The organism is gamma proteobacterium SS-5 (assembly GCA_009497875.2).
Taxonomy (GTDB): domain Bacteria; phylum Pseudomonadota; class Gammaproteobacteria; order Chromatiales; family Chromatiaceae; genus Magnetovirga; species Magnetovirga frankeli.
Window position 1 is genome coordinate 1,060,373 of record CP032508.2, and the last position, 25,449, is coordinate 1,085,821.

The window sequence follows — 25,449 nt, forward strand, 5'->3', positions numbered from 1 at the left end:
TCGGTGGCCCTGTGCGCATTCTCAAGATCTCTGATGTCTATTTTCCCCGCATCAACGGGGTCTCCACCTCGATCCAGACCTTTCAGCGCGAGTTTCGCGCCCTCGGGCATGAGGTTACCCTGGTCTGCCCCGACTACGGCATCCCCTACGCGGACGAGCTGGAGGCGGATATAGTGCGCATCCCGGCCCGGGTCATCCCCATGGACCCGGAGGATCGTTTTCTTCACCTGGGTGCCTTGCGCCGCTGGGGCCGCCAGCTCAGGCCCGGCGACTATGATCTGGTGCATATCCACACCCCCTTTGCCGCCCATTATCTGGGCCGATCCATCGCCCGGCGGCTGGGCGTGCCCACGGTGGAGAGCTATCACACCTTCTTTGAAGAATACCTGTTCAACTACGTCCACTGGCTGCCCAAGGACTGGCTGCGGTTTGCCGCGCGCCGCTTCTCCCGTGCCCAGTGTAACGAGGTGGACGCCCTGGTGGTGCCCTCAGGACCCATGTTGCAGACCCTGCGTGACTACGGCGTGGACAACCGGGCCGAGATCATCCCCACCGGTATCTACCTGCCCGAGTTCACCCGGGGCGATCGCAACCGCTTTCGCCAGGCCCATGGCATAGAGCCGGATCGGCCGGTGCTGGTGCATATCGGTCGCCTGGCGCACGAGAAGAACATCGGCTTTCTGCTGCGGGTGCTGGCCCGACTGCGCCAGCAGGTGCCCGATGTGCTGCTGGTGCTGGCCGGTGAAGGCCCGGCGCGCCAGGCCCTGCAACAGCAGGCGGAGCAGCTGGATCTGGCCGGTCATGTGCTCTTTGTCGGCTATCTGGCGCGGGGGGCGGACCTGGATGATTGCTACCTGGCCGGCGATGCCTTCATCTTCGCCTCGCGCACCGAGACCCAGGGCCTGGTGCTGCTGGAGGCCATGGCCCTGGGGGTGCCGGTGGTCTCCACGGCGGTGATGGGCACCCGCGATATCCTCGACCCCGGTCTGGGCGCCCTGGTGGCGGAGGAGGATGAGGCCGGGTTTGCCCAGCAGGCGCTGCGCCTGCTGGCCGATAGCGATCTGCGCCGCCAGCTGGGCGAGCAGGGCAAGGCCTATGCCGAGCGCTGGTCCGCGCCCCTGCTGGCGCGGCGCATGCTGGACTACTATGCCGAGGTGGTGGAAGCGGCGAAGGCTCGGCGCAGCACGGAGTCCGAGCCCTCTTGAATCCCTTTGAGACCATCGCCTGGACCGCCTTTCTGATGGGCCTGATCAGTGCCTGCTCCCTGCCCATGGGCGCCCTGCTGGGCAGTTTTTGGCGGCCCAGCGATAGGGTCACCGCCGTGTTCATGGCCTTTGGCGGTGGCGCCCTGCTGGCCGCCCTGACCATCGACCTGGTGGGCACGGCCCTGGCCGAGGGCCACAGCCATGCCCTGTCCCTGGGGGCTATCCTGGGCGGGTTGATCTTCGTCCTGCTCAATCGCCTGGTCAACGATTACGGCGGCTTTCTGCGCAAGGCCTCCACCACCATTTATCACCTGCGCCGCAAGGAATACGAGCGGCTCAAGCAGATCGTCCGCCAGCTGACCCAGGCCGAACTGTTCGATGACCTCTCCAACCGGGATTACAAGGCCCTGGCCCCCTCGGTCAAACCCCAGCGCCTGAGCGCGGGGGAGACCCTGTTTCACGCCGGGGATGCCGCCGATGCCCTGTATATCCTGATCGATGGCCGGGTGGACCTGTTGGATCAGGGGCTGGGGCCAGATTTGAACAGACCACGCCAGCAGGCCGAGCGTTTCGATCTGCTGGATTGGCGCGCCGCCCTGTTGGGCACGCCCCAGGCGCAGAGCGCCATCGCCAGTCGGGACAGCACCTTGCTGCTGATCCCGCGCCGGGCCCTGGACGGGCTGCTGCTCAACTCAGAGGCATACCGCCAGCGGGTGCATCTGCTGTTGCGCAGCCCGGAGACCGCCGCCTACCTGCAGCAGGCCCAGGGCCTGACGGCGCAGCAGGCCGAGGACTGGCTGCAACAGGCCAGCCGCCAGCTGATCCGCAACGGGCGGCTGCCCCAGGCCATAGCGCCGCTGCGTAATTGCGCGGCCTTTATCGGTCAGCAAGGCGCCTTTGGCCGCTACGATCTGCTGCAGGGCCTGCCCGAGACGGAGATGGAACGCATCGGCCAGCGCCTGACCTACCACGAATACAGCGAGGGCCAGCAGATCTGCCACCAGGGCGAGCTGGCGGATCGCCTGTTTCTGCTCGATCAGGGCCGGGTCAGCCTGATCGAGCACCATGCCAGCCAACAGCTGGGTGGACGCAATCTGTTCGGCCTGCTCTCCCTGATCAGCGGCGGTCGCCACCGGGCCAGCGCCATCGCCCTGGAAACCAGCCGGGTGTGGGAGCTGCGCCGTCAGGACCTGGCCGAGCTGCTGTCCCAGTGCCCGCATTTGCTGGAGCGGCTGCGCCAGCTGTTGCAGGGTCCGCAGCTGCAAGATTACCTGACCCAGAGCCAGGGCCTCGGCCTGCAGGAGGCCGAGCAATGGACCCGCGTCGGCCTGCAGGCCCTGGCGCAGCGCCAGCTGCCACCCCGGCTGCTGGAACGCGGCGGCCGCAACCACGCCAGTCAGGGCGCGCCCCTGGCGATCTTCCTCGGCATCACCCTGGACGGCATCCCCGAATCCCTGGTGATCGGCGCCAGCATGATCCATCATCAGGTCAGCCTGTCGCTCATCGTTGGCCTGTTTCTCTCCAACTTCCCCGAGGCCCTGTCCAGCTCCGTGGGCATGCGCCAGCAGGGCGTGTCCTTTATCCGGGTGATGTCCATGTGGAGCGGCCTGATGCTATTGACCGGGGTGGGCGCCGCCGCCGGCAGCCAGTTCTTTGTCGGCGCCGGCGGCGGCAGTTATGCCCTGGTGCAGGGCATAGCCGCCGGGGCCATGCTCACCATGATTGCCGAAACCATGCTGCCCGAGGCCTATTTCAAGGGCGGCTCCGTGGTGGGCATGTCCACCCTGCTCGGCTTTCTCGCCGCCATCTTCGCCAAAACCCTGGAGGTATGAATCATGGACCTGCACGCCCCAACGGACCAACACAGGCCCCAAGACGGCCCAGCGCTCAGGCCATGGGGCCAGCTGAGCAGCAGGGAGCAGCTGGAGCTGCGCATCGAATACGGCAAATACCTCGACCAGCTCCCGCCCACCTGCATGATCGGCCTGAAGCAGGAGTACTTCCGCGCCTGGCTGCAGGAGCAGGGCATAGACTATGAACCGGACAGGCAGGACCGGGGCTGACTTTCACCCAGCGGCAACAATCCGCTCATCAAGGGGTCATATTCCAGGCCCAGGATGAGCGCCCTTTTGCCTCAGTCCGCCAGCCATGAACATCCGCAGACGTCTGACCCTGATCACCCTGACCATACTCCTGCTGCTCTCGCTGATGCAGTATGGCTCCGCACTGTACGTGCGCCACAACATGCAGGCGCGCATCGACCATAGCCTGCTGCTCGGTGGCCGACTGATCTGGAGCCAGTTGCTGGCAGATCAGGGCGAGCGCCTGGCGCTGGTGCGGCAGGAACTAGATAACGAATTTGACCTGCGCACCGCCCTCAAACAGGGCAACAGGGAGGAGATCAGGCAATATGCCGAGCGCTATGTGCAACTCACCGGGGGTACGGGCAAATACCACAGCCTGCTGTTGCTCAGCCCGGAGGGCGAGCTGCTCTACAACTCCGCCGAAGCGGACGCCATAACCCAGCTTGCGGCCCTGCAGCGGCGCGTACTGGAGACCCAGCAGCCGCTCACCGACCTGCTTCTGAGCCAGTCGGGCAGGCTGCTCAATGGGCTGATCTTTCCCATACATTCGCGCAAACGGCTGATTGCCCTGGGGCTGGTGACGGCCTCGCTGGAACCCTTGCTGGAGCGGATCGCCCAGCGTATGGACGGCGGTGCCGGTCTGCTCGCCCAAACGGGCGGGCTGCTGGCGCAGCGGGAGCTGCAGGTTGACGACCCGGCCGGGCTGGGGCTTGGGCTGTCCGCCCAGGCCGAGGTAGTCAGCCGCGAGGCCGATGGCCGCTATCTGCTGATCAGCCGTCTGCCCCTGTTCGATGCGCAGCAGGGCCTGCTCGGCCATCTGCTGATCTCCCGCGATGACACGGAAAACCTGCTGCGCATCCAGACCATCCAGTGGCTATCGGTGTTGTTGAGCCTGCTGGCCATTGGCGTGGCCCTGGTCATTGCCTCGATCCTGAACAAGCACCTGATCCAGAAACCGGCCCTGGCCATCCGTGACCACATGGCCCTGCTCTCGCGGGGCGATCTGTCCACCCCCTTCAGGCTGGACAGCACCGGCGAATTCGGCGAAATCGCCCAGAGCATCAATCAGGTCAGTGATCAGCTGGGGGATCTGGTGCGCCAATTGCAGTCGGCCGCAGCCGATCTGCTGCAGGCATCAACCAGTGTGGAGGGCCACAGCCAGCGTAATCTCCAGCTGCTCAACCTGCAGCGGGAGGAGACCGGCAAGGTCTCGCTGGCCATGACCGAGATGTCCAGCACCATCCAGCACATAGCCGCCAATGCCACCCAGACCGCCAGCCAGGCGGAAGAGGCCGACGGTCTGGCGCACAGCGGTGATGCCAAGGTGCGGGGGGTGGTCGATGCCATGCAACACCTGATGTCCGAGGTGGAGCTGACCGCCCAGGCCATTGGCCGGGTGAAGCTGGATTCCGAGGCCATCATCAAGGTGATGGATGTCATCCGCAATATCGCCGAGCAGACCAATCTGCTGGCGCTCAATGCCGCCATCGAGGCGGCCCGCGCCGGCGAGCAGGGGCGCGGCTTTGCCGTGGTGGCCGACGAGGTGCGTTCCCTGGCCAGCAAGACCCAGCAGTCCACCGCCGAGATCGGTGACATGATCGGTCGTCTGCAGACCGGGGCCAGCGGCTCGGTCAGCGCCATGCAGCGGGAGCGGGAACATACCGGCCAGACCCTGGCCTCGGCGGAGGAGGCGGGCAAGTCCCTGCTGCTGATCACCCAATCGGTCTCCCTGATCAAGGATGCCAATATCCAGATCGCCAGCGCTTCAGAGCAACAGAGCGCCGTGGCCAACGAGGTGAACGCCAATGTCGCCACCATCCGCGACCTGGCCGACCGCATCGTCAGACACGGGCAGGAGGTGGACCAGTCCAGCCATCACCTGCGCGAACTGGCCACCCAGATGAACCAGCTGGCCGGGCATTTCCGGGTTTAAGCCTGGGATTATGCGGGGATTGGCAACAACAAGGCGGTTGCGCACTAACCGAAGGGGGTTTAATGGGTAGAGAGTTGGCCTTCCTCTTTTGAAGAAATCCCCCTGCTTCCTTTTTAAGAAATCCCCCCTGCCCCCCTTTTACAAAGGGGGGGGAGTTGGCCTCCCCCTTTGCCAAAGGGGGATTGAGGGGGATTTAGGCGCTGGTAGTCACGCCCATCCTTCAATACATTGCTTATGCGCTTTCTCTGTGCGCCCTGTGGCTCTGTGGCCAGACAACCTTATCTAGGAGCCTGTCGGATTTAGGATGCTCCTACTGCGCCGGTGGGAAGAACGGCTCAGAATTGTTTTGAACATTGGCCCCGATTTTTCGTTGCGTAGGCCAACTATGCGCCTCAAAATCGTGAAAATTTGTTCTCGCTCTCCCACCTTGCTCGCTACGGGCACCTAAACCCGACAGGCTCCTAGGCCTAGTGCTGGCCCTGCTGCATATCCGCCAGGCGGGCCTTGAGCTGGGTGATGCGCTGTTGGCGCTCGGGTTCGGCCAGGGATTGGTCGGCCTGTAGGGATTGGATCTGGCCGAACAGGTTGAGGATGCGTACATGCTTGAGCTGTTTATTGCTGGATTGCTTGAAGCCGCCCCATTTGGCCCGGCCCAGGCGCTGCCTCTCCTGCGCCAACTTCTGCTCCGGTTTGCCTTCGCTCTCCTGGCCGTAATCCAAAAAGAATTTGAGGATCTGGGGCTTGAGTTCGGGGTCCAGGTCGCGCCGCCAGAGCAGGGGGTCGGAGGGGATCAGGGGGGAGGCCCAGATCACCTTCAGGCGGTCGTAGTGCTGGGGCCAGGAGACCTCGAAGCGCTTGAGCATGTTGCTGCTCAGGGTGGCCACATCGATCCGCCCCTGGGCCACGTCGAGAAAGTTTTGCTCGTGATTGGCGTGACGGTAGCTGCGGAAATCAAACTGGCTGACGTCCTTATCGGCGAACAGGTAGAACAGGGGCACAGTGGTGCCCGAGGTGGAACCCTTGCTGCCCAGCCCCAGGGACAGCCGGTGGCGTTGTTGCAGCATTTCCGCGGCGGACTTGAAGGGCTGCTCGTTGCGGGTGATCAGCAGGCTGTAATAGCCGGGCACGCCGTGGCTGTCCAACACCTGGGCGAAGATCTCCGCCTGCCCGGCATCCACCGCATCGATGGCGCTGCGGTTGCCCAGCCAGCCGAACTGGGCCTGGCCCGAATCCAGGGCGGCAACGGCATCCCCGTAGTTGTCAAACAGGCGGGGCTCCACCGGACGCCCCAGGGCCTGACCCAGATCCCTGAGCAGGGGCTTCCAGATGCTGTCCAGGGTGGCGCTGGCGGCGGCACCGGGGATGGCAAACACCAGCGGCGTTTGCGCCTGGCTGGCAAAGACCAGTCCCGGAAGGAGACAAAACAGGGCGATCAGGGTTTTGGTCCGCATGATGTTATCTGTTTGACATCTATTTCGAGCAGAATGGCCCGAATTCGCCGCCGATCCTAGTCAAAGAGACACGCCATGGCAAATGACAAATCCGTGAAAGGCTTTCGCCTCCGCTACCTGCTCGGGCTGACCGCCATTGCCCTGCTGGTGACTGCCTCCTATTTCACCATGATGCACGTCATCTCGGCCCAGCGCGGCTTTTCCAGCCTGGTCAACCTGGCCGGCCACCAGAGCGGCCTGACCACGCGCATCGCCTTCTTTGCCCACGTCATGGCCAACACCGAGGATGAGACCGAGTTCAATATGGCCCGGCAGCAGGTGGGGCGCACCATCCACAAGATGGAGCAGGCCCACCAGATCCTCACCCAGGGCTCGGAGGAGCTGGGCATACCCCAGGTGAGCAACGACAACCTGAAGATTATCTTCGACGATCCCATGGTTGGCCTGAGCCTGGCCCTGGAGCGTTTTCTGGAACGCGCCCGCATTGTCTATGAAGAACCCATGGGCCAGCTCAACCCAGACTCCATCAGCTTTGTCTTCCTCACCACCTACGGCCCCCATGTGCTGGAGCCCATGTTCGACGCCGTGGTGGAGGAGTTCGAGAAGATTGGCCAGGAGGCCATTCTGCACATTGAACAGCTGGAGATGGGCATCTGGCTGACCGCCCTGGGCATGTTGCTGCTGGAGGTGGTGTTGATCTTCCGCCCCCTGGAGCGGCGCATCGCCTCGGCGCTGGAATCCCTGCGCGGGGAGAAGAACTTTTTGCAGCACATCATGAACAGCGTGGATGACCCCCTGCTGGTGTTCGACCGCGACCTGCGCCTGCTGCGCATGAACGGCGCGGCGGATGGCATGGCCCAGGATCAGGGTATAGGGCTGCGCAAGCACCAGCCGGTGGCCTTGCTGGACAACAGCGAGCGGCTATGGGATGCCAATCTGCAACAGAACATGCAGGAGGTGGTGGAGCAGGTGCAGCCGCGCCGCATCGTCCAGACCCTGAGCCGGGAGGGGCAGACGGACCGGGTATTCGAGGTCTCCCTCTCGCCCCTGTGCGATGAACGCCAGCGGGTGGTGGGGGTGATCGAGGTATTCCGCGACATCAGCGAGCATCAGCTGCTGCTGGAACAGCTGCAGGCCAGCCAGAACAGCTACGCCCACCTGGCCCAGCACGACACCCTCACCGGGCTGCCCAACCGCCTGTTGTTCAGCGACCGGCTCAATCAGGCCATCCACCGCGCCCACCGGGAGAAGATCAAGCTGGGCATCATGTTCATCGACCTGGATGGCTTCAAGCTGGTCAACGACAGCTTTGACCACAGCGTCGGCGACCTGGTCCTCAAGGACGTGGCCGAACGCCTGAAACGACTGATGCGCGAGGACGATACGGTGGCGCGCATGGGCGGTGATGAGTTCACCATCATCCTCAACGGCATCCACAACGCCCAGGCCGCCGCCATCGTCGCCCGCAAGGTGCTGGAGGTGATCAAACCGCCCTTTCTGGTACAGGGCCATCAGGCCTTTCTCGGTGCCAGCATCGGCATCAGCATCTACCCCAAGCACTCGGAAAGCGCCGAGGATCTGGTGCGCATGGCCGATGCCGCCATGTACCGCGCCAAGGAGGAGGGCAAGAATACCTTCCGTTACTACACCGAGGGCATGACCGCCAAGGCCTTTCGCCGCATCACTCTGGAGACCAGCCTGCGTCAGGCCCTGGAGCGGCAGGAGCTTATTCTTCACTACCAGCCCCAGTATGACCTCAAAAACCTGCGCCTGACCGGGATGGAGGCGCTGGTGCGCTGGCAACACCCGCAGCAGGGCCTGCTCGGGCCGTGTGAGTTCATCGCCATCGCCGAGGAGTCCAAGCTGATCATCCCCATCGGCGAATGGGTACTGACCGAGGCGGCCCGCCAGATGAAGCACTGGATCGAGCAGGAGTACCTGGCCGCCGACGCCATCATCTGCGTCAATCTCTCCGCCAAGCAGTTCGAACAACACTGCCTGCGGCGGCTGGTCGAGGGGGCACTGGCCCAATCCGGCCTGAACGCCGCCAATCTGGAGCTGGAGATCACCGAATCCATCATGATGCAGTCGCCCAAGCTGACCGGCAAACTGCTCGATCAACTGCGTTCCCAGGGGGTCAAGGTGTCCATCGATGACTTCGGCACCGGCTATTCCTCCCTCAGTCTGATCAACCAGCTGCCCCTGACCAAGCTGAAGATCGACATGTCCTTCGTCGCCGGTCTGCCGGAGGACGCCAGCCAGGTGGCCATCACCCGCGCCATTATCCTGCTCGGTCAGAGCCTGGGACTGGAGGTGCTGGCCGAGGGCATAGAGACCCAGGCGCAGCTGGATTTTCTGCGACAGGCCGGTTGCGATTCAGGCCAGGGCTATCTGCTCTCCCGCCCCCTCTGCGCCGAGGCGCTGGAGGCAGAGGCGCTGGAGACAAAAGGGCCAACCCCAGCCCAGCAGGAAGCGGAACAGATGCCGGAAGGGGGAAACCTACAGGCGGTTTATGCCGTTTGATTGACAGAGGACAGGGGGCAGGGCAGAGGACAGATTTACTTAATCTGTCGCGTAGCGACGCAAAATTCTGTCCTCTGACTTCTGTCCTCCGTCTTCTGTCTTCTGTACCGCGTGCCAGGCCAGGAAGCTTTCTGCCGCCTCGCCCATGTAGCGCTGCAACACCTTGGGGTCGGTGGCGGTCAGATCGACCATGATCAGGCCATCCACGGCGTTGTTGAAATCCCGGTCCACATTGAAGGCCAGCAGCTGGCCGCCGAGCTTGAGGTATTGCTTGAGCAGGATGGGAATGCCCTTGCCATCGGGTTCCAGCTGGGTGAGCAGGTCGGAGACGGCATCCAGGTTGCCCATGGCTGTGGGGCTGGAGCGGCACAGACGGCTGAGCCACTGCTGGGAGCGAAACGGCCTACGCGCCTTGACCAGCCGCCCCAGTTCGGGGCGGGAGTGACTGGCCAGCAGGTATTCGATGAGCAGGCGCTGGGAGTCGTCCTGATAGCTCTGGCTGATGCTCACCGGGCCGAACAGGATCTTGTAGCGGGGGTTCTGCGCTATGTACTGGCCTATGCCCTTCCACAGCAGCATCAGGGGCGAGAAGCTGCGCTGATACGCCTGACGCACGAAGGAACGGCCCAGCTCTATGGCTGGGTTGATCTGGGTTAGCAGGCGGGTGCGGTAACGGAACAGGGAGTGGGAATACAGGCCCTTCTTGCCATAGTGGGCGAGGATGTCATCGGCCCGGCCCAGGCGGTAGGCACCGACGACTTCCTGCTGGGTTTCATGCCAGATGAACAGGTGGGTATAGTAGTTGTCGTACAGGTCCAGATCACAGCTGCGGCCGGTGCCCTCGCCCACGGCGCGGAAGGTCTGCTCGCGCAGACGGCCGATCTCCCGCAGCAGGTGGGGGATCTGGGGGGCACGGGCCTGATAGACCCGCATCTCGCCGCCATCCACCAGCAGCTGTTCAGACGGCAGGTTGGCCACCTCTCGCGCCAGCAGAGCGCCCGGCTCGGCCTCGATCAGCGGCTGCCACTGGGGGTTTTCCAACCCCGGCAGCCCCGCCGCCTCCTCGTCACGATGCTGGCGCAGCATCTCGCAGCGCAGACGCAGGTGTTCGATCAGCTCCGCCGCATCGGTGATGCCCTTGAGTCGCTTGGCCGGGATCGGCCGACCGACGTGCAACTGTAGGCACTGGCCGCGCTTGTTCAGCATCTGCCGCGCCAGCAGCAGGGTGCGCAGGCGCGGATGCAGCAGGCCGGCGGCCTGGAACAGCAGGCTGTTGCGGCCCTCGATGCCGATCGGCAGCAGGGTGGCACCGCTGGCCTGGATCAGACGGCCTATGCCGCGCTGCCAGCGTGGCTCGGCCACGCGCAGCTGCAAGGGGTCAAAATGGGCCACCTCGCCGGCCGGGAACACCACCAGGGCACCGCCATCCTTCAGCCAGCGCAGGGCCTGACGCATGGGCGCGCCGTTGCGCTGGGCCGCCGCCGCGCCACCGAATACATCGACGCCGATAAAGCGCTGGCTCAGCTCGGGGATGCGCTGTAACAGGCCGTTGGCCAGGATGCGCACATCGGGCCGAACCCGGCCCATGATCTCGGCCAGGATCACCCCCTCGATGGCACCAAAGGGGTGATTGGCCACCACCAGCAGCGGCCCCGTGGCCGGGATCCTGGCCTCGTTACTGACCCTATAGTCGATTTGCAACAGATCCAGCACATGGCGGATGAAATCCGCCTCATCCAGCTCCGGGGTGGATGCGTATTCCCGGTTAAGCCAGGCCAGGCCGGTCAGGCGTTCGGCCAGCCGTTCCAGTTGCCCGCTCAGGGCAGGGGGCAGCAAGGGCAGCGCATCGCGCAGAACACCGGTGAGGCTGAAGGGCATGGGATGACGTAGGGGCATGGCCGGTTTCCTGGGAAATTAACTGGCCGCAGTCTAGTGAGCAGGCATGACGCCGGGGTGACCATTGCACGACAAAAAGATGAAATCCGCTGTAAAAACAAGATGTAAAAAAACATTCACCGGATTGTTGCAGGGCTGTCACAGGGCTGTCGGATAGTTGCGCCGACTTCAGCCACGGGGAGCGCCTGCCATGGCCCCTTCATACCGACGCGCGCTGTTTGTTTCAGATATCCATATAGGTACCAGAGACGCTCAGGTGGACTATCTGCTTGAGCTGCTCGGGCAAACGCGCTGTGATTATCTCTATCTGCTCGGCGACATCATAGATATCTGGAAGATGCGCAGCGGCTGGCACTGGACCGGCAGCACCAACGCCCTGATCGAACGGGTCTGCCAGATGGCCGCGGAGGGCACCCAGGTGTACTACATCCCGGGCAATCACGATGAGATGCTGCGTGACTACGTCGGCGGATCCTTCTACGGGGTGCAGATCTGCCATGAGGCCATCCACGAGACCGCCGATGGCCGCCGCCTGCTGCTGATCCACGGCGATGAGTTCGACAGCGTGGTGATAAACAACCGTTGGCTGGCCCACCTGGGCAGCTGGGGCTATGACCTGCTGCTCTGGCTGAATCGTCACTTCAATCAGCTGCGCCGCCGCCTGGGCTTTCCCTACTGGTCGTTATCGGCCTTCATCAAGGGCCAGGTGAAGAACGCGGTGAACTTCATCCACGGCTACGAGCAAGCCCTGATCCGCGAGGCCCGCCAGCGCGGCTTCGACGGCATCGTCTCGGGTCATATCCACAAGGCCTGCCTGCGACAGATCGATGGCATCCAATACGCCAACGCCGGTGACTGGGTGGAAAGCTGCACCGCCCTGGCCGAGGACGCCCAGGGCCAGCTGAGCATCATCAACTGGACCGATGAACTGCGTCAGCGCCGCAGCCAACCCCAGTCGGCCGCCAACAGCGTCGCCGAGGCGCATCTGGCCGGAACCCATCTGGCAGATGTAAAGAAAGCGGCCTGATGGCCAGAGGATTCAGAACACAGATGCGTATTGCTATCATCACCGACGCCTGGAAACCCCAGATCAACGGCGTCGTCACCACCCTCGGTAAAATGGGCGAGGAGCTGGGCCTGCAAGGCCATGAAGTCCGCTTCTTCACCCCTAACGACTACCGCAGTATCCCCTGCCCCAGCTACCCGGAGATCCCCCTGGCCCTGTTCCCCGGCAGACAACTGGCCCGTCAGCTGGACGCCTTCGCCCCGGAGCGCCTGCACATTGCCACCGAAGGCCCGCTGGGGCTGGCGGCCCGGCGCTACGCCCTGCGCCGGGGGCTGAGCTTCACCAGCGCCTACCACACCCGCTTCCCCGAATACCTGCGCCTGCGCGCCCCGGTGCCTCTGGCCGTCAGCTACGCCTTCATCCGCTGGTTCCATGGCCCGGCCGTGCGCACCCTGGTGCCCACCCACTCCATCACCGAGGGGCTGGCAGAGCGCGGCCTGAAACACTTGGTGGTCTGGTCGCGGGGGGTGGACACCCAGCGCTTCTATCCCTGCGGCAAACAGGCCCTGGGCGATCTGCCACGCCCGGTCAGCCTCTACGCCGGGCGGGTAGCGGTGGAAAAGAACCTGGAGGCCTTCCTGCGCCTGGATCTGCCCGGCACCCAGGTGGTGGTGGGCGATGGCCCGGACCTGGCCATGCTCAAGGCCAAATACCCCCAGGCGCTGTTCACCGGCTACCGCACCGGCCATGACCTGGTGCAGGCCATCTCCGCCGCCGATGTCTTTGTCTTCCCCAGCCTGACCGACACCTTCGGCCTGGTCCTGCTGGAGGCCATGGCCTGCGGCGTACCGGTGGCGGCCTTCCCTGCCCCCGGCCCCAGGGACGTGGTGCGCAACGGCGAGAACGGCCATGTCAGCGAGGACCTGAAACAGGCCATAGAACAGGCCCAAGGCCTGGACCCCGAGCGCTGTCGCCGCATCGCCCTGGACTACAGCTGGCGTCGCTGCGCCGAGCAGTTTCTGGGCTACCTGACCCCCACTCAAGGCCCAGCAAGCGCGGAACAAAACACCCCTGGCCAGCAGGCCACCGCCAGCAGCGCCCAGGATGCCTGAGCCGCCAGTCCAGGGTTGTCACGGCCTGCTGGACTGCAATGCGCTCATCCAACAAACACCCAACGATTACGGAGCGGACAGCGCCACCCTAGAACATGAAACATCTCCTAATCGACGGGACGCAGAGAACGCAAAGGAGCGCAAAGGACGCAGAGAAGAATGAGGAAGAAGTAGCCCGGATGAAGTGCAACGGAATCCGGGGTTGCCGCTGGGCAGGGCTACACCTACCCTTTGCACCTCCGAGCCAGCGCACGGAGCGCCCAGATTGACAGGCGGCAATGTTGTTTCACAGTAATACGCTTGTTTGCGGTGCGACAGTGCGCCGCTTGCCGGGGCGGGTTCTCCGATCGACAATGCCCCTTTCGTCAATGCCCCTGAAAAGCTAGACTGCAATCATCCTTCTTATTGCCCCTGCAGGAGTTCTTATGGGATTGGCCGCTGAAGAATTGGTACTGGATCGCGCCGGGTTTCTCGACTGGGAGGCCGGGCAGGAGATGCGCCACGAGTTTTATCGCGGCGAGGTGTTTGCCATGACCGGGGCGCGGCAGGCCCATGCCATTGTCAGCGGCAATTGCTATGCCTTGCTGAAAAGCCATCTGCGCGGCAAGCCCTGTCGGGCCTTTGTGGCCGATATGCAGGTGGAGGTGGCGGCCGCCGATGCGGTGTTTTATCCCGATGTGGTGGTGACCTGCGACCCGGCCGACCTAGCGGCCGAGCGTACCCTGCGCCAGCCCAGGGTGATTATCGAGGTGCTGTCCGAGACCACGGCAGCCTATGATCGGGGTGAAAAGTTCGCCAGCTATCGACAGCTGGAATCCCTGGAGGAATACGTCCTGGTGGCACCGGAAAGCCGGGGGCTGGAGATCTATAGACGCACCCCGGCGGGGGATTGGCTGCTGGCCCTGCGCGATGCCGAACGCGGGCTGATCCTGCCCTCATTGGACTTTAGCGCCTCCCTGGCCGAGGTATTTGAAGACCTGGATGCCGATGGCCTGCCTCTGATCCTGCCCCCAGCCAAGACCGACTGATGCGTCCTGGGTCTGGAACCAACCAAGCGTCTGTCTTTCAATAACTGGCTGATCTGGCACCGCCCCGCCGGGTGTTCCGCCATCTTCCGGCTTGTTACTATGAAACATCCGTGGCAATTTTCGAGTGCCGAGTCACGAGGCGGCCAAAAGAGGTTTCATGTTCTGGGGTCGCTCCATGACCCTCATGTTATCCCTGTATCTCAGCCAGGGGCTCTGTTCCTTGCAGATAGAAATAACGCCAGGCCTGGCCTGAGTGGTGCTTGCCGAGTTGTTCCAGCAGGCCGGGCAGGGGGCGGGCCTCGCCGGGGAATATATTGAAGATCTCCAGCAGGGTACGGCCCATGCCGGCCTGGCGCTGCCAGTTGAGCCGACGCGGGTCTATGTGGCTGGCGCAGTGGGGGCAGGCCAGGGCGCTACCGTCGAGCTGCCAGCGCTGCATCAGCGGGAGCCAGCCGCTTAGCCCCTTGCGGCATTGGGGGCAGGCCGGTGGTCTGCTGTTGCTGGCGTACAGGAATTGCGGCCTGGGCCCGCTGATGCGATGCAGGCGCAGATGGCAGAAGTCCCGATCCTGGTCCGACTCTGGGCTGAAGCGGATCAGGGGCGAGCAACCGGTGAAGCTGATCCAGTGCATGAAATCGGTACCGACGGCATAGGCCTGGTCTCGTCCCGACAGGGGCTCGGCACAGAGTTGCAGTGCTTGCAGGAGGTCCAGCAGGGGCTCGGCGGGCAGCAGTAGGTCGGGCTCGGCGGGGCAGAGATAGAGTTGGCCGGTGGACATGGTCGGATAGGGGTCTGGGTGGTCGGGCGGCCCATGGTATATCATTTCCGGCCTGGCCAACGCCGCAGGCAGGCTACAATCGCCGCAGGCAGGCCGTCCTAATCAGGATCACCCATGCCCGATACCCCGACCAACCCGGCTCAGTGGCTGTTGATCAAGCTGGTACGTTTTTATCAGTTGGTGTTCAGCCCGCTGCTGGGCCGCAGTTGCCGCTATGAACCCACCTGTTCCAGCTATATGCTCCAGGTGGTGGCCCGGTTTGGTGCCCTGCGCGGGGGCTGGATGGGCATCAAACGTATCTTCCGCTGCCACCCCTTTCACCCGGGCGGTTATGATCCGGTACCGGAGCGGCCCGATCAGCACAGGCAGAAACATGACCACTGAGCCCCACCCCTTTGCCAGCCAGAAAGATTTGCGCCAGGCCTTCAGTCAAGGCCTGTTGCGCCTGCTGGATGAGGACGAGGGCATGGGGGCCTTCATTCTGGCCCTGGCCAATGCCCATGCCGAGCCAGGCCGGTTCGATGCGCTGGAGGCCAGGCTGCTGCCGCGCTATCGGCAGCTGAGCGAAGACTGTCGCCGGAGCTTGGCCGCCGGTGAGCCGATCAACGCGCCGGTGGATGACCTGCTGGTGCTGCTCAAGCTGATGGCCCTGGGCTATGATCGGCTGCCCGCGCCCGAGCAGCGTCGGGCGGGGCCTTGGCAGTTGCAGTTCAATCTGCTCCGCTCCCTGCGTCCGGAGCGGGCCGGAGGCGAGCAGATCAACCAGTTGCTGCGGCCCTTCAATCCGGCCGGTTTTCATTTCAACAAGCCCTTTCTGGCCAGCGAGACCTTCTGGCGCGGGGAGTTTCTCGCCCGGCCCATTGCCTTGCTGTACAACAAGTTTCCCTTCATGCCCCTGCACGGCCTCTGGGTGCCGGAGGCCGAGCAATGCCTGCCGCAGTACCTGACAGAATCCCTTCACTATCATGCCTGGGCCTGTTGCCTTGAGCTGAGCGGGCGGATCCCTGGTCTGGGGCTGGGCTACAACAGCCTGGGGGCCGGGGCCTCGATCAATCATCTGCATTTTCAGCTGTTCCTGGAGGCCGGTCTGCCCCTGGAAGACCCCAGCTGGCGGCACAACGGTGGCCCGCATGCCTATCCCTTGCCCTGTCGGCGATTCGATCGGCCGGAGTCGGCCTGGCAGGCCATCAGCCGCTGTCATGAGCACAATATTGCCTATAACATGCTCTATCGGGGGGAGCGGCTGTACCTGCTGCCGCGCCGTCTGCAGGGCTGCTTTGAGCGCCAGCCTTGGCTGTCGGCCCTGGGCTGGAGCGAGCTGTGCGGGCGCTTTGTGCTGTTTAACCGGAGCAACTATCAGGGGCTGCGCGCGCAGCAGATCGAGCAACAGCTAAGGGCGCTGGGGACAGAGGACAGAGGATGGAGATAGAAGATTGATGCATGCCGAACAGCTGGAGATTATAGATTTTCTGCGCCGGACCAGCCCCTTTACCGAGCTGCCCGATGAGGCCCTGGCTGAGGTTGCCGGACAGGTGGAGGTGGCCTACTACAAGGCGGGCAGCCCCATTCTGAGCTTTGCCGAGGAGATCCATCACTGGTATCTGATCCGCAGCGGCGCGGTGGAGGTATTCCGGCGCAACGGCGAGCTGTACAACCGGCTCAGCGAGGGCGGCTTTTTTGGCGAGTTCGGCCTGCTGCGCAACAACCGGGTGCGGTTTCCGGTAACGGCGTTGGAAGATACTCTGGTCTATCTGATTGCCGAGCCCCTGTTCAACCGGCTGTTCGAGGCCCATGAGCGCTTTGCCGACCTGGTGGAGGTGGAGGACCAGACCCGGCTGCGCCATGCGGTGGAACGGCAGAAGGACGCCAACCCCCTGCTCAATGCCCCTGCCGAGACCCTGATTGGCCGTCCGCCGCTGTGTTTGACGGCCGATGCCAGCGCGCGCACGGCGGCCCAGCGCATGAGCGAAGAGGGGGCCTCTTCCCTGCTGATCAGGGGGCCGGGGGCGGATGACCGGGCCGGCCTGGTCGGCATCCTCACCGACCGCGACCTGCGTGACCGCCTGCTGGCCCCTGGTCTGCCCTACGACACCCCGGTCAGCCAGATCATGAGCACCGATCTGCACTGGGTGCGGCACAGCGAGTTTGTGTTCGAGGCCATGCTGCTCATGCTGCGCCACAATCTGCACCATCTGCCGGTGCTGAAGCGGGATCAGGTGCTGGGGGTGATCGCCCTGTCGGACATCATCCGTCATGAATCCCAAAACAGCCTGTTTGTGGTGCGCAGCATCTATCAGGCGCAGAGCCTGGAGGAGCTGGTGGCCCTGCGCCAGGACGTGCGCGCCAGCTTCAGCCGCATGGTCAACGAGGACGCCAACTCACGCATGATCGGCGGTGCCATGGCCATGATCGGACGCAGTTTCAAGCAGCGTCTGTTGGAGTTGGGGGAGGAAAAGCTCGGCGAGCCACCTGTTCCTTATTGCTTTCTGGCCCTGGGCTCCATGGCGCGCGAGGAGCAGCTTATCGTCACCGACCAGGACAACGCCATGATCCTGGATAACCGCTACGACGCCAGCCTGCACGAGGGCTATTTTCGGGATCTGGCCGAGTTCGTCTGCGATGGCCTGGCCGCCTGCGGCTACAGCTATTGCAGCGGCAAGATCATGGCCAGCAACCCCCAATGGCGGCAGCCGCTGCGGGTGTGGGAGGAGAATTTCAGCCAGTGGATCGAGCAGCCCACTGCGGAATTTCTGCTGCACAGCTCCATCTTCTTCGATCTGGAAGGGGTCTGGGGCAATCTCCACTGGGCCGACATGCTCAACCAGTTGATCCGCCGCAAGGCGCGGCAGAATCGCCGCTTTCTCGCCGCCATGGCGCGTAACGCCCTGCACCGTACCCCGCCGCTGGGCTTCTTCAAGGGCTTTGTCATGGAAACCGATGGCCAGCACAGTCACTCAATCAACATGAAACGGCGCGGCACCGCCCCCCTGGCCGATCTGCTGCGGGTGCATGGCCTGTCGGTGGGCTCCCAGGCGCGTAACAGCTTCGAGCGCCTGCGCGATGTGATTGACGCCAACATACTGCCGCCGGGGCGTGGACCGGACCTGCGCGATGCCCTGGAGCTGATCTCCATGGTGCGCATCCGCCACCAGGCCCTGGACCTGGAGGCAGGACGGGAGCCGGACAACAGGGTGGAGCCGGATAATCTGTCGGATTTCGAGCGCAAGAACCTCAAGGATGCCTTCCAGATCCTCAGCAACGCACAGAAGTTTTTGCGTTACCGTTACGCCTGATGCTCTATCTCAAGCCCAAGAGCGAGGCACCCCAGGCCCCGGAGGGGCAGGCGGTAAGCCAGCCGCCGGACTGGCCCGAACGCCTGGCCGAGCTGGCCGAGCAGGCCCGGCACCCGGCCCTGCAGGCCTACTATCGGGCCGGCTGCGTGGCCGCCGATACCCCGCTGGAGGCGGCCCCCCTGCTGGCGATGGACTTTGAAACCACCGGCATGGACCCGGCCAAGGACGACATCGTCAGCATCGGCCTGCTGCCCATGAGCCTGCGCCGCATCCGCTGCGCCGAGGCCAGCCATTGGCTGATCCGACCACGCGGTCGGCTGCATGAAGACTCGGTGGTGATCCACCGCATCACCCACTCGGCGCTGCATCGGGCACCGGACCTGCTGGAGATACTGGAGCCCCTGCTGGAGCAGATGCAGGGGCGGATTGGGGTGGTGCATCACCGGGGCATGGAGCGTGCCTTCCTCGACGCCGCCCTGCGCCAGCGCATCGGCGAGGGCATCAGCTTCCCGCTGATCGATACCATGGAGCTGGAGGCCCGCCTGCACCGCAACAAGCCGCTTGGCCTGTGGCAGCGGCTGCGCGGCCAGCGACCGGTCTCCATCCGCCTGGGGCAAAGCCGGGCGCGTTATCATCTGCCTTTCTACCGGCCGCACCATGCCCTGACCGATGCCCTGGCCTGCGCCGAACTGTTGCAGGCCCAGGTGGCCCACCGCTTTTCCGCCAACACCCCACTGCACGAGCTGTGGTGCTGAGATCAGAGGGGCGACCGGGGTTCGGGGCTCGGCAGGCCCCTAGCCCGGATGATGGTCACTAGCAAGGTGGTTTCACGGTAAGGACGCAGAGAACGCAAGGGAGCGCGTAGATCGCGGGCTGGCGTAGGCTCACCCCATGGGCGCGATCGGGTGGATAATGGGCATTGCGCGATCTTACACACTCACCCGGACCCCCCAATGCACCTGCTCATCCCTAGCCTGTTTTGCCCTCCCGCGTCCCTGACCGACCCCGCCCAGGTACAAGCCCCAGGCTTGCAGCGGTTATTGGATCGGGCCAGGCCCCTGCCTGGGGTGGAAGGCTATTTCCCGCAACTGTTGCAGCTTGTCGGCCAGCCGCTGGATACCCCGGCTGCCCCCATTGCCCTGCTTGGCGAGGGCCTGATACCGGGCGATGGCATCTGGATGCAGGCAAGCCCGGTGCATCTGCGCGCCGATCTGGCCAATCTGCTGCTCTTTGCCGATAGGGATCTGCCGATCCAGACCACCGAGGCCGAGTCCTTGTGTACCGCTTTCAATGCCCACTTCGGCGGGCAGGGTCTGGTCCTGACCGCTCCCCATGCGCAACGCTGGTACCTGCGCCTGAATACCATGCCCCGGCTCAGGACCTGGCCCCTGGAACAGGTGGTCGGGGGCTCGCCCCAGCCGTTTCTGCCCCAGGGGGCCGATGCCCACCACTGGCGTGCCCTGCTGACGGAGACCCAGATGCTGTTTCATGGTCAGGAGCTGAATCAACAGCGGCAGATGCAGGGCCTGCCCGCTATCAACGGCCTTTGGCTGCACGGCGCTGGCCGCCTGCCCCGGCCCGCGCCCTGCCCGATCTCGGCCTTGATGGGGGAGGACCTGCTCGCCCGTGGCGTGCAGCGCTGGCTTGGTCTGGGGCAGGGGGCGGAGACAGCCGGGGACGGAGAACTACGGCTGTTTCTGGCGCTGGCCCAGGCACGCAGTGCGGCGCACTGGCTGGAGGCCCTGCAGCGGCTGGAGGCCTGGCTGGAGCCGCACCTGGCCTGGCTCCAGGCCGACCGGCAGCGGCGGCTGCGGTTGTACGATGGTGGTGGGCGCGGCCTGGAATGCAGCCCTCGCCAGGGCCTGAGACTCTGGCCTAGGCCCCGGCCCTTCGGCCATTATCTCCGCCAGTAGAAGGGATTTTCCTGAAGGGGGGCTGATGGCCTGCTTTTCCGCCTGAAATGTCACAAAAAATCCCAAGCATTTTGATAGGATGGTCCCTTCAATGTGACAGACGGGTTACAGCGGCCATGCAATTCCAACTCTCCGGCCTTTGCGCCGATGAATTCGAGCAGCGCTTGGGTGAGCGTTGGCCCCTGCGGCAGGGGGACAGAGAGGCCTACCGGGCCGATTACCTGGACACCTTCGACTGGCGCCTGTATCGGGACGGCCTGCTGCTGCTGGCCGAGCAGGCCGATGCGGGGTACTGGCTGGAGCTGTGCGCCTACGAGACGGCAGGGCTGCTGCTGGCGGGGCGCAATGAGGCCGAGCCGGGCCTGCTCGATTCCCTCCAGGCCCCGGCCCTGCGCCAGCGCCTGGCCGAGGTGGTGGAGATGCGTCGGCTGCTGCCCCAGGCGTGCCTGAGCGGTGAGCGCAAGCGCCTGCGCCTGTTGGATGATGAGGAGAAGACCCTGGTGCGGCTGGAGCTGATCCGCGCCCAGGCCAGCGGCCCGGCCTTGGCCCAGGCCGGTGCCGAGACCAAGCAGGCGGTCGAGTTGCCGCCCCTGATCCGGGTGATCGGCCTGAAGGGCTATGAGGCCGAGCGCGACCGCCTGATCCGCTGGTTGGAACAGTCCGATGGGGTGCTGGACGCGGCCCATTTCTATCCGCGCCTGCTCAAGGCGGTTGCCGCCGAGCCCGGCGCGTACAGCGCCAAGCTGGACTTCTCCCTCAAACCGGAGCAACGCGCCGATGCCGCCGCCAAGCAGATCCTGCTGTTTCTGCTGGGGGTGATCGAGGCCAATCTGGAGGGGGTGAAGGCGGATACGGATTCCGAGTTCCTGCACGATCTGCGCGTGGCGGTGCGGCGTACCCGTTCGGCCCTGAGCCAGATCAAGCAGGTGTTCGACCCCATCAGCCTGGCCCATTATCGGCAGGAGTTCGGCTGGCTGGGCCAGATCAGCGGGCCGACCCGGGATATGGATGTCTATCTGCTCAAGTTCCCCGACTACAGCAACAGCCTGCCGGAGGAATACCGCGATGCCCTGGAGCCCCTGCATCGCTATCTGGAGCGCCACCAACGCAGCGAGCAGAAGAAGTTGGCGCGGCGGCTGCAAAGCAAGCGCCTGCTCAGCCTGCTGGCCGACTGGCGTGAGTTTCTGCAGCAACCGGTGCCGCAGGTGGCGAACCATGCCAACGCCGTGCGGCCGGTGCTGGAGGTGGCCAGTCGGCGCATCCACCGGATGTACAAACGGGTCATGCGCGAGGGCCGCCTGATCGAGGACGACAGCCCTGCCGAGGAGCTGCATGAGCTGCGCAAGAGCTGCAAGAAGCTGCGTTACCTGATGGAGTTTTTCCAGAGCCTCTATCCTGCCAGCGAGATCAAATCGCTCATTAAATCGATCAAGGCGCTGCTCGACAACCTGGGAGATTTTCAGGACCTGGAGGTGCAGGCGGGGAAGATGAAGCAGATGTCCGAGGAGCTGCGCCAGTCCCGCGTCAGCACTGAGACCCTGCTCGCCATAGGCATGCTCATCGATGGCCTGCTGGAGCGCCAGCATCAGGAGCGCACCCGCTTTGCCCAGCGTTTTGCCGAGTTTGCCAGCGCCGAAAACCGGGCGCTGTTCGATGATTTGTTCAAACAGCGGGCGACAAACAGCGGAGGGCAGGGGGCATGAAGATCATCGGTGTGTACAACATCAAGGGCGGCGTGGGCAAGACTGCGGCTGCGGTCAACCTGGGCCATATCTCCGCCAAGGCCGGTATGCGTACCCTGATCTGGGACCTGGACCCGCAAGGGGCCTCAAGCTTTTATTTCCGCATCAAGCCCAAGGTCAAGGGGCCGAAAAAACTGCTGCGCGGTGAACGCGATCTGGATCAGGTCATCAAGGCCACAGACTATGAGCAGCTGGACCTGCTGCCGGCGGACTTTTCCTTTCGCAACATGGACCTGCTGCTGGAGGGGATGAGCCATCCCATGCAGCGCCTGCTGGCCCTGCTCAAGCCCCTGTCGCAGCAGTACGACCGCGTCTATCTGGATTGCCCGCCGAGCATCTCCCTGGTGTCCGAGAACGTGTTTCGCGCCTCCTCGGCCTTGGTGGTGCCGACCATTCCCACCACCCTGTCGCTGCGCACCCTCCATCAGCTGCTGGAGTTTCTGCAGGGGCACAAGCTGGGCAAGACCCCGGTCTGGCCGCTGCTGTCCATGGCCGACCGTCGCAAGAAGATGCACAAGGAGGTGATGGAGTCGCCACCCGAAAACAGCTTCCAGTCGGTGATCCCTTACAGCAGCAGCGTTGAGTTGATGGGCGAATACCGCAAGCCGCTGCTGGAGTATTCCCGCAGTTGCCCGGCGGCGCGGGCCTATGTGGAGCTGTGGAAGGAGCTGGAGCGCCGCCTGCGGGCAAAGTAGGGCACGGCTGGATTCTTGCCCGCCCCAGGGTCGGCCCGTGCCGACCCTGGGGCGGGCCTGCTGGCCTACTCGGCGGCGGCCTCTGTGGCGGCCTCTTCCGCTGGGGCCTCTTCCGCCGCCGGAGCCTTGGTCTTGGGCGGGGTGATCAGACCGGCATCGAGCAGGATCTGGGTCTTTTCCTCACCATTGACGAATTTCTTGTTGGCCAGTGCCTTGACGGCATGGCGCTGGTTGCGTTTGAGATAAATGACATACTCATCGGTTTTCTTTACGACTTTCATCTAGGTTCCTTGGGTTGCATGATGGAATGAAGGGCCGTTTTGGGATTTACCTAAGCGGCCTGCTTCGACTTCGCTCAGTGGGCCAGGGCGATCTGCATCGCCCAGGCCGCCGGCGCGCATTAGACCATTTGCCCGCCTTCCTCGCCAGCCTGGTTTCAGCTGGCCCTCTTCTGCTGAATCGAGCCTCCTGATTACCCCAAAACTCAGCCAATCGGGTAGATCGGCCCTTGTGATCTCTGCGCCTCTGTGGCTTAAGGGCGCAATAGGGGTTTCTTGGGCTCAGACCAGCCGGGCCTTGCGGGCGCGCAGGCCGTTGCGCAGGACCATCAGCAGGGCGGTCAGCCCGATCAACAGCCACAGGCCGATCCAGACCAGCTCGGGGATGCCGGTCAGCGCACGCAGATCGGCGGCGTCGCCCCTGCCCTGGACATAGCGCAGAAACAGCGGTGATTGAATCGAGCTGATCAGGATAAACAGGCCGATGAATTCCACCGCCAGCTTGAGCAGGGACTGTTCACCGTGGCGCAGCAACAGGAGCAGTATCCCGGCCATCAGCAGCAGGATCAGCCAGGTCTCCAGATCCCGCGCCCAGAGCAGGGCCACCAGCGCCAGGCTGGCCAGCAGCAGAGCAATGAGCAGATGGGCGGTGCGCTTGTTCAGCGCCGCTGCGGCGCTGTAGATGGCAAGGCCCCAGAGGCTGGCCCCGGCATAACCGGCAAAGGCCACCAGGGGGCGAAACCCGCCACGGTAATGACAGGTGCCGGAGCCGCCGAACTGGAGGTCCACCCGCAGGATATCGCCGCCACTGAGCAGGGCCGCCAGGCCGTGGGAGAACTCATGGAAAAACACCTCGAACCATTTCAACGGGGCCAGCAGCCAGCCAGGGGCATAGAACAGGCTGGCGATAATGGCCAGTACCATGAGCAACAACAGCAGAGGATTCACGGCGGGGACTCCAGGATGGGGCAGAAACAGCGACCGGCCCCATTCTCGCAATAAACCGGCGACAGCAACAGCCTCTCCCCGTGCGCCGACCAGACGGACCTTTTTCTTGGATGAAGTCGGCCGCTAAAGGGGGTAGAATTGTGCGCTGCAAAAAAACGACCCTGCAATCCCCCGGTTTGGAGCCCTGCCCATGCGCATTCTAGTGATCAACTCCGGCAGTTCCTCGATCAAGTTCCAGCTGTTGCAGATGGCCGATGAATCCCTGCTGCTGGCGGGCCTGCTGGAGCGCATAGGCGAGGGCGAGGCCAGCCTGCATCTGCAACTGGCCGGGGCGCAGGGGCAGCAGCGGTCGGTGTTGGCGGTGGATCACCAGCAGGGCATGGGGCTGATTCTGGACGCCCTGCAGCAGGCGCGGGTACTCAGCGAGGCCCGGCCGCTGGCGGCCATTGGCCATCGAGTGGTGCAGGGCGGCGAGCATTTTCGTGCCCCCTGCCTGCTGGACGGGGCGAGCATCGAGCGCATCCGCGCCTGCATCCCCCTGGCCCCGCTGCACAATCCGGCCAATCTGGCCGGCATCCAGGCCTGCCGCGCCCTGTTTCCCGATCTGCCGCAGATTGCCGTATTCGACACCGCCTTTCATCAGGGGATGCCCGAATCCGCTTGGCGCTATGCGGTGCCGGACGACTGGTACCGCAACCATGGGGTGCGCCGTTACGGCTTCCACGGCAGCTCTCATGCCTATGTCGCCAAGCGGGCGGCGGACTGGCTGGGTCGGCCGCTGGAGCGGTGCAACCTGATCAGCCTGCATCTGGGCAATGGAGCGAGCATGGCGGCCATCCGAGCTGGCCGCTGCGAGGATACCTCCATGGGCATGACCCCGCTGGAAGGCTTGGTGATGGGCAGCCGCAGCGGTGACCTGGACCCGGCCATCCCGGCCTATCTGAACCGGGTGGCCGGGCTCTCCGCCGAGGCCATAGATGCCGCCCTCAACCGCGACAGCGGCCTCAAGGCCCTGTGTGGCGAGAACGACATGCGCCGTATCCTGCAACGGGCCGAGGCCGACGACCCCAAGGCCGAGCTGGCGCTGGAGATCTACTGTCGGCGCATCCGCAAATACCTGGGCGGCTACCTGGCCCTGCTCGGCCGGGTCGATGCCCTGATCTTTACCGGTGGCATCGGCGAGCACGCCGCCCCCATCCGCCAGCGAATCTGCGCCGATCTCGATGGCCTGGGCATCCAGCTGGATCTGGCTGCCAATCAAGCAGTGAACGGCGAAATAGCCCCGATTCATCGCCCCGGCAGCAGGCCCCTGCTGGTGATCCGCACCAACGAGGAGCTGGAAATCGCCCGCCAGTGTAAAGCGCTAATCGCCAAGGTTGAACCTGAAAAGCGCATTTAGCCACAGAGCACGCAGAGGGCTTAGGGCGGGTTTGATTCATTGGCCTCCTCCTTTGCAAAAGGGGGATTGAGGGGGATTCCGGACGCGGGTAGTTATGCTGGCGCTGAAGAAATCCCCCTGCCCCCCCTTTGGTAAAGGGGGGTGACTCTCTCTCCTTGGCGATGA

At 64.1% G+C, this 25,449-nt stretch carries 21 protein-coding genes; 16 read left to right on the forward strand and 5 right to left on the reverse strand.

What is annotated here, in order from left to right; all coding sequences use genetic code 11:
* The first annotated feature begins 11 nt into the window (after positions 1–11).
* The 4 genes from D5125_10120 to D5125_10135 all read left to right on the forward strand — a co-directional run bounded on the left by D5125_10120 (position 12) and on the right by D5125_10135 (position 5,222).
* Positions 12–1,205 carry a glycosyltransferase gene (locus tag D5125_10120; GenBank protein ID QFY89817.1) on the forward strand — a complete coding sequence of 398 codons (1,194 nt, stop codon included), beginning with the start codon at positions 12–14 and terminating at the stop codon, positions 1,203–1,205.
* On the forward strand, positions 1,202–3,037 hold the full coding sequence (locus D5125_10125) for a cyclic nucleotide-binding domain-containing protein (protein ID QFY89818.1): 1,836 nt from the start codon (positions 1,202–1,204) through the stop codon (positions 3,035–3,037). The genes D5125_10120 and D5125_10125 overlap by 4 nt, the downstream gene beginning before the upstream one ends.
* A 3-nt stretch (positions 3,038–3,040) precedes the next feature.
* On the forward strand, positions 3,041–3,268 hold the full coding sequence (locus tag D5125_10130; protein QFY89819.1) for a hypothetical protein: 228 nt from the start codon (positions 3,041–3,043) through the stop codon (positions 3,266–3,268).
* Positions 3,269–3,353: 85 nt separating this feature from the next.
* The gene (locus D5125_10135; protein ID QFY89820.1) at positions 3,354–5,222 is read left to right on the forward strand and encodes a methyl-accepting chemotaxis protein; all 1,869 of its coding nucleotides are present in this window, start codon (positions 3,354–3,356) and stop codon (positions 5,220–5,222) included.
* A 467-nt stretch (positions 5,223–5,689) separates the two neighbouring features.
* Here D5125_10135 and phnD read toward each other — a convergent pair whose 3' ends face one another.
* Positions 5,690–6,673 carry a phosphate/phosphite/phosphonate ABC transporter substrate-binding protein gene (gene phnD / locus D5125_10140; protein QFY89821.1) on the reverse strand — a complete coding sequence of 328 codons (984 nt, stop codon included), beginning with the start codon at positions 6,671–6,673 and terminating at the stop codon, positions 5,690–5,692.
* Between the two features lie 75 nt (positions 6,674–6,748).
* Between phnD and D5125_10145 the strand changes: the two genes are divergently transcribed.
* Positions 6,749–9,196, forward strand: coding sequence for an EAL domain-containing protein (locus D5125_10145; protein QFY89822.1), 2,448 nt, complete (start codon positions 6,749–6,751; stop codon positions 9,194–9,196).
* Positions 9,197–9,235: 39 nt separating this feature from the next.
* On the opposite strand, the gene D5125_10150 is transcribed toward D5125_10145, so the two are convergent.
* Positions 9,236–11,092: a lysophospholipid acyltransferase family protein gene (locus D5125_10150; protein ID QFY89823.1), complete on the reverse strand. Its 1,857-nt coding sequence runs from the start codon at positions 11,090–11,092 to the stop codon at positions 9,236–9,238.
* A 190-nt stretch (positions 11,093–11,282) separates the two neighbouring features.
* Here D5125_10150 and D5125_10155 point away from each other — a divergent pair, with 190 nt between their 5' ends.
* The 3 genes from D5125_10155 to D5125_10165 all read left to right on the forward strand — a co-directional run bounded on the left by D5125_10155 (position 11,283) and on the right by D5125_10165 (position 14,238).
* The gene (locus D5125_10155) at positions 11,283–12,119 is read left to right on the forward strand and encodes a UDP-2,3-diacylglucosamine diphosphatase (protein ID QFY89824.1); all 837 of its coding nucleotides are present in this window, start codon (positions 11,283–11,285) and stop codon (positions 12,117–12,119) included.
* Between the two features lie 23 nt (positions 12,120–12,142).
* Positions 12,143–13,210 (forward strand): glycosyltransferase family 1 protein, encoded by a 1,068-nt coding sequence (locus D5125_10160; protein ID QFY89825.1) that lies wholly within the window; start codon positions 12,143–12,145, stop codon positions 13,208–13,210.
* Positions 13,211–13,635: 425 nt separating this feature from the next.
* On the forward strand, positions 13,636–14,238 hold the full coding sequence (locus D5125_10165; GenBank protein ID QFY89826.1) for a Uma2 family endonuclease: 603 nt from the start codon (positions 13,636–13,638) through the stop codon (positions 14,236–14,238).
* A gap of 187 nt (positions 14,239–14,425) precedes the next feature.
* On the opposite strand, the gene D5125_10170 is transcribed toward D5125_10165, so the two are convergent.
* Complete coding sequence (locus tag D5125_10170; protein ID QFY89827.1) at positions 14,426–15,061, reverse strand: hypothetical protein; 636 nt, start codon at positions 15,059–15,061, stop codon at positions 14,426–14,428.
* Between the two features lie 69 nt (positions 15,062–15,130).
* Between D5125_10170 and yidD the strand changes: the two genes are divergently transcribed.
* The 7 genes from yidD (at position 15,131) to D5125_10205 (ending at position 22,659) form a co-directional block, all read left to right on the forward strand.
* On the forward strand, positions 15,131–15,400 hold the full coding sequence (gene yidD / locus D5125_10175) for a membrane protein insertion efficiency factor YidD (protein QFY89828.1): 270 nt from the start codon (positions 15,131–15,133) through the stop codon (positions 15,398–15,400).
* The gene (locus D5125_10180; GenBank protein ID QFY89829.1) at positions 15,390–16,445 is read left to right on the forward strand and encodes a hypothetical protein; all 1,056 of its coding nucleotides are present in this window, start codon (positions 15,390–15,392) and stop codon (positions 16,443–16,445) included. The genes yidD and D5125_10180 overlap by 11 nt, the downstream gene beginning before the upstream one ends.
* Positions 16,446–16,452: 7 nt before the next feature.
* Complete coding sequence (locus tag D5125_10185) at positions 16,453–18,309, forward strand: cyclic nucleotide-binding/CBS domain-containing protein (protein ID QFY89830.1); 1,857 nt, start codon at positions 16,453–16,455, stop codon at positions 18,307–18,309.
* On the forward strand, positions 18,309–19,064 hold the full coding sequence (locus D5125_10190; protein QFY89831.1) for a 3'-5' exonuclease: 756 nt from the start codon (positions 18,309–18,311) through the stop codon (positions 19,062–19,064). The genes D5125_10185 and D5125_10190 overlap by 1 nt, the downstream gene beginning before the upstream one ends.
* Positions 19,065–19,262: 198 nt before the next feature.
* A complete protein-coding gene (locus tag D5125_17050; protein ID QPB72239.1) occupies positions 19,263–20,222 on the forward strand; it encodes a hypothetical protein in 960 nt (319 codons plus the stop codon).
* A 116-nt stretch (positions 20,223–20,338) separates the two neighbouring features.
* Complete coding sequence (locus tag D5125_10200) at positions 20,339–21,925, forward strand: CHAD domain-containing protein (protein QFY89833.2); 1,587 nt, start codon at positions 20,339–20,341, stop codon at positions 21,923–21,925.
* Positions 21,922–22,659: a ParA family protein gene (locus D5125_10205; GenBank protein QFY89834.1), complete on the forward strand. Its 738-nt coding sequence runs from the start codon at positions 21,922–21,924 to the stop codon at positions 22,657–22,659. The genes D5125_10200 and D5125_10205 overlap by 4 nt, the downstream gene beginning before the upstream one ends.
* A gap of 65 nt (positions 22,660–22,724) precedes the next feature.
* Here D5125_10205 and D5125_10210 read toward each other — a convergent pair whose 3' ends face one another.
* On the reverse strand, positions 22,725–22,940 hold the full coding sequence (locus tag D5125_10210) for a hypothetical protein (protein QFY89835.1): 216 nt from the start codon (positions 22,938–22,940) through the stop codon (positions 22,725–22,727).
* A 279-nt stretch (positions 22,941–23,219) separates the two neighbouring features.
* Positions 23,220–23,885, reverse strand: coding sequence for a M50 family metallopeptidase (locus D5125_10215; protein ID QFY89836.1), 666 nt, complete (start codon positions 23,883–23,885; stop codon positions 23,220–23,222).
* A 190-nt stretch (positions 23,886–24,075) separates the two neighbouring features.
* On the opposite strand from D5125_10215, the gene D5125_10220 reads away from it, so the two are divergent.
* A complete protein-coding gene (locus D5125_10220) occupies positions 24,076–25,284 on the forward strand; it encodes an acetate kinase (protein ID QFY89837.1) in 1,209 nt (402 codons plus the stop codon).
* Positions 25,285–25,449 lie beyond the last annotated feature (165 nt).